Raw genomic sequence first — 6,784 nt, 5'->3', positions numbered from 1 at the left:
GCCTTGCCAGCCCGCTCAGAGATGTGTATAAGAGACAGTCTCTATTCGGTGCGTGTCCTCGGCGACGGCGGCGGTTCCTGGAGCGACATCGCCGACGGGATTCAGTGGGCCGTGGACAACGGTGCCGACATCATCAACCTGAGCCTCGGCGCGCCACAGCAAAGTGGCGTGGTCGAAAGCGCGATCAACTACGCGTACGACAACGGGACGCTGCCGATCGCTGCAGCCGGGAACGGTGGTCCGTGTCAGGATTGTGTCTCCTACCCGGCGGCGTACTCGAACTGCGTCGCGGTGTCCGCACTCGATTCCTCGGAGACCCTCGCGCGCTTTAGCAACACCGGGCCGGAGATCGACGTGGCTGGGCCGGGCGTGGACGTCCTTTCGGCGGTTCCAAACGGCGGCTACGAGCGGCTGTCGGGCACGTCGATGGCGTCGCCCGCCGTTGCGGGCGTCGCTGCGCTCGGACTGGCGGCCAACCCCGACTGGGGACCGAGCGAACTGCGCTCCGCGCTCGAGGAGTCGGCCGTCGATGTCGGACTGCCTGCCACCGACCAGGGTGCCGGCCGGGTCGACGCCGCCGCTCTCGTCGACGAGGGCGGCGACTCACCGGGGGACGTTACGGCCGTCGCCAACGCGTCGCCGACGACCGTCGAACCCGACGCGAGCGTCACGTTCGACGGGGGCGACTCGTCCGGGCCGATCGACGCCTACGAGTGGACGTTCGGCGACGGCACCGAGGCCACCGGCAAGTCGGTGACGCACAGCTACGACGCTGAGGGAGAGTACACCGCGACGTTAACCGTCACCGGCGACGGAGCGAGCGACAGCGACTCGGTTACCGTCACCGTCGACAACGACGGCACCGGCGAGCAACCGGGCGACTGCGGCGACTACCCGGCATACGACGACGCGACGGTCTACGAAACCGGCGACCGCGTCGCCTACGACGGGGCCGTCTGGGAGGCCACGATAGACGTGATGACGGTCCCGCCGAGCTGCGATAGCTGGCGGTGGGAACACGTCGCGGACTGCTGACCGCGTTCGCCCACGCCGCTCGCGGGGCTACGCCCGCGGGCGGACGACGCGTCTTCGTCGTCTCGTTCGACAGATAACACCCGACGATTCCGAAACCAATGAAACGAACACGCAGAAGAGTCATTCGTAATGCATCGCTAGTCACTGCTGCACTCGCAGGCGTCCCCGCCGTTTCGGCCGCCGACGCCCCACCCAAGTGGGACCCGGAAACCGTCTACACGAGCGGCGACCGCGTCGTCTACGACGGTGCCGTCTGGGAAGCCCAGTGGTGGACCCGCGGTGACGAACCCGGAGCCAGCGAGTGGGGGCCGTGGGAGCGGACCGACGCCGATCCCGATCCGGAGCCACCCGAACAACCGACGGCCGCGTTCACCGCCGCGCCGGAGTCGCCCGCGCCGGGCGACTCCGTGACGTTCGACGCGAGCGGCTCCACGGGCGCACTCGAGACGTACGCGTGGGCGTTCGGTGACGGCACCGAGGCCACCGGGAAGGTCGTCTCACACGCCTACGACGACCCAGGCGAGTACGAGGTCGAACTGACCGTCACCGACGCGGACGACCAGACGGACACCGCCACCGCCGCGATCGCCGTCGAGGACCGGGACACCGAGCCCGGCGAGGTGACGGCGGAGACGACGCTCGCCGAGTTCTACCCGAACTACGCCGAGCGCTACGTGCCCGACCTGTTCGAGCTCTGGCTGCCGGACAACGCGGCCGACTACGGGGTGGACACCGACGCGATCCGCGCCAACGCCGCCGACGGCACCCTCGAGTTCGGCTCCCTGGGCACACAGGCGCTCCCCTGGGTACAGCAGTTCGACGAGGCCGGGCTGCCCCGTCACGCCAGTTCGCAGTTGCTCCCCTGGCTGTTGGTGCTGCCCGAGGAGCCGGACGCGCCGACGTTTCAGGGCAGCGGCCGCGGCGTCGCCTGGGACCACACGGCCGGCCCGACCGCAGCCAGCAACGATCCGGACCTGTTCGTCCAGCCGCAGTGGCCCACGGACGCCGTCGGCGAGGCGGACGACGAGGTCGCCGAGCGCGACGCCGTCCACAACCAGCCGATGCACCGCGACGACTGGGACTCGTACTTCTCCCTGCCCGACGAGATCCTGTACAACCACGACAACCAGCTGCTCGACACCATCAAGAACGACGTCCACCCCCTGACGGGCGCGTCGCTCGGCGGCGACAGCTTCACCGCGAACGCGCCGATGTCGGTCACCGCGGAGATCCACTCGGACGGCTGGAGCGGACACCAGGTGCTCCTGTTCAAAAACACCGGACAGATCCCGTACCATCTCGACGGTGCGGTCATCTGGTGGGTCGGGCCGTCGAAGTACGGCAAGACGATGTCCGCGGGCCACTACAACAACGAACAGCGCCCGGAGCCCGGCGTCGGGCACCCACAGCGTGACATCATCGAGGTCGTGCTCGACGACGAGCACATGCCCGACCGCTACGAGGGCATGGATGTCGACCTCTCGGCGTTTGCCATCCGGCTGGCGTTCCACGATTCGCCGTACATGTTCCGGACCGCCTACCCCGGCCAGTACTGGTCGCTCGAGATCCGCACGGGCGATGACCTGAACGGCCGCCATCAAAGCGATGCGGAACGGCAGCGCCTCGTCGACACGATGGTCGACACGTGTCACGTCGAACTCAGACACGATCTCGATATCGAGCGCAACACCGACCTCGTCGAAGAGATCGAACTCACGAACCGGGTCGCGAACTGAGCGCCGGCCCGAGTCGGCGCTCGCGAGCGACCGTGCCATCACCGTCGCCCGGCGACGCCATCCGATCGACACGCGATGGCGACCGGTGACCGGGATATCAGCCTTCTTTTGTGGTATTAGGTCGGTCTGACCTGTCAATATAGATTATTGAGGGGTTGTGTTCTATAGAGGAAATACTATCGGCGTTCCCCTCCGTGTTCCCCGAGTCGTCCCTCATCCCCTCTCGAGGGGAAAGTCGTCGTGGCTCGCTCGAGGGGAGCGCTGTATCGTTCCACTTACCAACCGTTTCTGGGGGGTTGTCGGTAGCGTGGTCGGCACGGCTCGAGTGGCTCGGCGTATGGCTTGCCGGCGTCGGCGTGGGTGTTCACCCTCGATGGCGGGGTCGGAGCAGCGGCGCCCCGACCAATATTATTGTGGTACTTCTGCAATAGTTGTGTACCTCATACATCCTCGAAATATTATCTATCGTGGTTCGTTGCGGGGATGCTTGGATCTCGAGTCGGGCGAGCGAACTCACCGATCCCGGATCACGGCCCGGGTCGCGGCGTGGGGCTCGAGCGGGAGGCGGTGGGAGGGGGCGCGTCCCACGATGTAAACGTATTTGAACACATCGGCGGGAAAACACATATGGTCGACATCCGGGCGGCGTACCGACGGCTCGATGAGTGGGTAGGGGGTTTCTCTCGAGGGACGTACGCCGTTTTCGTCGCGTGTCAGTCCGCACTCGGTGTGCTTGCGGTCGGGGCGGTTCTCGGGGAAGCGAACTACGCGTTCGCGATGGGGTTCGGTGGCACCAAGCTGGTGCTCACGTATCTCTCCGATCCGAACCACCGGGAGGAGTGACCGCCGGGGCCGGCGCGCGGACGCGGGGTCGTGGCGAGAGCCAACGGCGGGTACCCGCCGCCCCCTGGTCTCGAGTCACGGATACTCGATCAGTGGGTGCCGCTCACGCGGTGGTGTCGGTGGAGTCGCGGTCGCAGAGGACGGCGAGGCGTTCGGCGCGCTGGCGGAGCAGCGCGCGGCCGGTGTCGGTGAGGCGGTAGGCGGGGACGTGGCCGGCGAGGCCATCGCGCGAGGTGATGAAGCCGCGGTCGGCGAGGATGCGCAGGTCCGGTTTCACGCGGGCGCGGCTGACCGTCGGATACCGTCGCTCGAGGGTGCGGGCGATGCCCGAGGCGTAGCAGGGGTAGCCCTCGCGTGCGCGGCGGGCGACGGCCTCGAGACAGTCGCGCTGGAAGCCGCTGAGTTCGACCCACGCGCGCCGGCCGTCGGGGATGTCGTCCGGGAGTGATGCAACTGCTCGAGCGGGACGTTCATGGTCCCGCGAGTCGTCGTTTGACATGGCTTTCGGGAGCGTTACGGAAGCCACGCGGGCCGGNGGATGTCGTCCGGGAGTGATGCAACTGCTCGAGCGGGACGTTCATGGTCCCGCGAGTCGTCGTTTGACATGGCTTTCGGGAGCGTTACGGAAGCCACGCGGGCCGGTGTTCTGGCACCGGGTCCGCATTTTTCGGGACCGAGTCGGGGAGTCGTGGGTCCGTTTGGCCTCCGTTACACTCCCATACGGACAGATACTACTTAAATTTGATTACGGTTCCGTAATCCTGAATTACGGAATAGTATCCATTTGATGACAATAATGGTCCCAGCACGAGTATTAGCGTCTAATCGTGTCGATTCGAGAACGACCAAGTTGGATGTCGCGTGAAGATTTCCGTATCCTCGAAGCGTTAGGCGATCCCGAGATTCTCGTAGTGCAGTCGCCTGCGATAATCGCTTACAATCTGGACATGACCCGTCCTCACGTCTCAAATCGTCTTTCTGCGTTCACGGAGCACGGTCTCGTCGAAAAGATAGAGAATGGACGATATCAGATGTCAGACCTCGGTTACGCGTATCTTGAGGGCGAACTCGACGCCACGGACTTAGAACTGAACGGAGACTGACAGCGCGCCGTCTAGGGAATTGGGTGCATTGATGATCGAGTGTTGAATCTCTCGAGTGAGGTAAGAGGTCGACACTGAATGCGTCCGTTGGTTTCTCCGTGAGGCTCGCATCGCGACGGACTACTTCGTCTACCAACATAAATATACTCACTAAATGTTGAGGAAGCCCTCAATAAAAATTGTGCCGATTCTGGCGCATCGACAGGCGTATTCCTTCGTTTTTAGACTGCACGAGCATGCGCCGACCCGGCGACTGGATGCAGATGCCCACTGACGAGCGAATTCTCGAGGCGCTGCAATCGTCGGGGATGATTCTCTCGCCGGCCGTGATCGCGAAGAACATCGATCGCAGTCGAGAGGAAGTCACTCGCCGGCTCACTGTGCTTGTTGAGTACGGGTTCGTCACTCGAGTGGAGCGGGGCTATTACGAGATTGATGAGGCTGGAGAGCAGTATCTCGCTGGCGAGTTAGACGCACGTGATTTCGAGCCAAACGAGAACTGATCACTGAATGCGCCCGCTAGTATCGTGGATGACGAAGTCTGATCCTGCAGTTCTCGAGGTTTTCGAGGAAGCAGGAATTGCGATCCCGCCAGCGGTTGCAGAATTCAATTTGGAAGGTGTTTCAAAATCTACGATCAGTCGACGCCTTCCAGTGTTAGTTGATCACGGGCTATTAGAACGAGTCGACGAAGATCGAGGCTATTACCGGATTACGGAGCGGGGTCGGCAGTATCTCGAGGGTGAACTCGACGCCGAGGACTTAGAACTCAACGAGGACTGACAGCGCGCCGTCTAGGGAATTGGATGCATTGATGATCGAGTTTTGAATCACTCGAGGCAAGATAGAGGTGTGCGCTGAATGCGCCCGCTGGTATCGTGGATGACGAAATCCGACCCCGTGCTGCTCGAGTGCTTCGATGAAACGGGAATAGCGATGCCGCCAGCGGTCGTTTCGTACAACGTCGATGGCGTTTCCCATCCAACAGTGAAACGCCGCCTTCCGGTCTTGGACGACCACGGACTCCTCCGGAAAGTCGACGAAGACCGAGGCTATTACCGAATTACGGAGCGGGGCCGTGCCTATCTCAATGGGGAATTAGAGAGCGACGACTTCCAGCGCTGCGAGTTCCTACTGGATTCCCGTTCGGTCCAGCCAAGTGGTGACAACACTGGATTGAACGTTTTAACCAAAAACGTGTTTTTAATGTCTAACTGTAGAGCATCAATATCCACAATTAGTATTATGGCCGCCCTTGTCGACGCTACTATTTGCAATGGCACAGAATGAAACCACCAACGAGACGAGCCCGTTCTTTAGTGAGGATGACGCCGCACTGCTCTTGATCGACCACCAGACTGGGTTGATACAAGGTGTAGAGAACCAAGATACAATCACGGTCCGGAACAATGTCCTTGCCCTCGCTAGGGTTGGACAAATATACGACCTTCCTGTCGTGCTGACTACCAGCCGAGCCGAGGGTCCAAACGGACCGCTCCTTCCTGAGTTGACCGAGATGTTCCCTGACGAAGAAGTGATTGACCGATCGGATGTCAACGCGTGGGATGACCCAGAGTTCGTCAAGGCCGTCGAAGAAACCGGTCGGTCGAACCTGATCATGGCAGGAATACTCACGGAGGTCTGCGTGGCCTTCCCTGCGATCAGTGCTATCAATGAGGGGTACAACGTCCAGGCAGTGATAGACGCTTCTGGATCCTTCAACGACCGTGCCGAGCAGGCAGCAATGTCTCGGATGGAGCAGGCAGGGGTTGACCTTACGTCATGGTTCGCCGTCTCTTCGGAGATGTTGAAAGACTGGACGAAGGACATCGCACCCGAGCAGGCCGGGCATTTCGGGGAACGCACCGGCTTCTACGAACTTGTCATGGCGAGCTACGAGGCAGCTGGCTCCGACTAAAAGCGCTGTTCAGATTAGGATGATAAGGCGATGCGATTTGCAAGCGGTTCACGACAGAAATCGACCGCGTTAACGGATTTAACGCGGCGATCCAATTAGATTTTGTGGAGCGAGAGGCGACACCATGTGAGCTGATGAAATTTCAATGA

General features: G+C 62.1%; 9 protein-coding genes. 8 read left to right on the top strand and 1 reads right to left on the bottom strand.

The features are described 5' to 3' along the window. The 3 genes from C486_RS22925 to C486_RS08730 all read left to right on the top strand — a co-directional run. A partial coding sequence (locus C486_RS22925; RefSeq protein WP_152419144.1) for a S8 family serine peptidase occupies positions 1-1,035 on the top strand: 1,035 nt, incomplete at its 5' end. A 98-nt stretch (positions 1,036-1,133) separates the two neighbouring features. Then, positions 1,134-2,771, top strand: coding sequence for a PKD domain-containing protein (locus tag C486_RS08735; RefSeq protein ID WP_008455265.1), 1,638 nt, complete (start codon positions 1,134-1,136; stop codon positions 2,769-2,771). 627 nt (positions 2,772-3,398) lie between these two features. After that, positions 3,399-3,614 (top strand): hypothetical protein, encoded by a 216-nt coding sequence (locus C486_RS08730; RefSeq protein ID WP_008455264.1) that lies wholly within the window; start codon positions 3,399-3,401, stop codon positions 3,612-3,614. Between the two features lie 103 nt (positions 3,615-3,717). On the opposite strand, the gene C486_RS08725 is transcribed toward C486_RS08730, so the two are convergent. Next, positions 3,718-4,140, bottom strand: coding sequence for a PadR family transcriptional regulator (locus C486_RS08725; protein ID WP_241432482.1), 423 nt, complete (start codon positions 4,138-4,140; stop codon positions 3,718-3,720). A 328-nt stretch (positions 4,141-4,468) separates the two neighbouring features. On the opposite strand from C486_RS08725, the gene C486_RS08720 reads away from it, so the two are divergent. The 5 genes from C486_RS08720 (at position 4,469) to C486_RS08705 (ending at position 6,635) form a co-directional block, all read left to right on the top strand. After that, positions 4,469-4,717 (top strand): helix-turn-helix transcriptional regulator, encoded by a 249-nt coding sequence (locus C486_RS08720; protein WP_008455262.1) that lies wholly within the window; start codon positions 4,469-4,471, stop codon positions 4,715-4,717. A 236-nt stretch (positions 4,718-4,953) separates the two neighbouring features. Beyond that, positions 4,954-5,220 (top strand): winged helix-turn-helix domain-containing protein, encoded by a 267-nt coding sequence (locus tag C486_RS08715; RefSeq protein WP_008455261.1) that lies wholly within the window; start codon positions 4,954-4,956, stop codon positions 5,218-5,220. 7 nt (positions 5,221-5,227) lie between these two features. Continuing rightward, positions 5,228-5,500, top strand: coding sequence for a helix-turn-helix transcriptional regulator (locus C486_RS08710; protein WP_049910321.1), 273 nt, complete (start codon positions 5,228-5,230; stop codon positions 5,498-5,500). Positions 5,501-5,599: 99 nt separating this feature from the next. Beyond that, positions 5,600-6,007 carry a hypothetical protein gene (locus C486_RS22805; RefSeq protein WP_394295329.1) on the top strand — a complete coding sequence of 136 codons (408 nt, stop codon included), beginning with the start codon at positions 5,600-5,602 and terminating at the stop codon, positions 6,005-6,007. Next, positions 5,994-6,635 carry a hydrolase gene (locus C486_RS08705; RefSeq protein ID WP_008455259.1) on the top strand — a complete coding sequence of 214 codons (642 nt, stop codon included), beginning with the start codon at positions 5,994-5,996 and terminating at the stop codon, positions 6,633-6,635. Before C486_RS22805 ends, C486_RS08705 begins: the two co-directional genes overlap by 14 nt. The last annotated feature ends 149 nt before the right edge of the window (positions 6,636-6,784 follow it).

The sequence above is a fragment of the Natrinema gari JCM 14663 genome (assembly GCF_000337175.1).
GTDB lineage: Archaea > Halobacteriota > Halobacteria > Halobacteriales > Natrialbaceae > Natrinema > Natrinema gari.
This window is presented reverse-complemented; position numbering and strand designations above follow the sequence as displayed.

Coding starts and splice junctions, on each gene's coding strand:
- C486_RS08715 (WP_008455261.1), top strand. CDS start 4,954: ATGCGCCGACCCGGCGACTGGATGCAGATGCCCACTGACGAGCGAATT.
- C486_RS08730 (WP_008455264.1), top strand. CDS start 3,399: ATGGTCGACATCCGGGCGGCGTACCGACGGCTCGATGAGTGGGTAGGG.
- C486_RS08720 (WP_008455262.1), top strand. CDS start 4,469: ATGTCGCGTGAAGATTTCCGTATCCTCGAAGCGTTAGGCGATCCCGAG.
- C486_RS08705 (WP_008455259.1), top strand. CDS start 5,994: ATGGCACAGAATGAAACCACCAACGAGACGAGCCCGTTCTTTAGTGAG.
- C486_RS08710 (WP_049910321.1), top strand. CDS start 5,228: ATGCGCCCGCTAGTATCGTGGATGACGAAGTCTGATCCTGCAGTTCTC.
- C486_RS08735 (WP_008455265.1), top strand. CDS start 1,134: ATGAAACGAACACGCAGAAGAGTCATTCGTAATGCATCGCTAGTCACT.
- C486_RS22805 (WP_394295329.1), top strand. CDS start 5,600: ATGACGAAATCCGACCCCGTGCTGCTCGAGTGCTTCGATGAAACGGGA.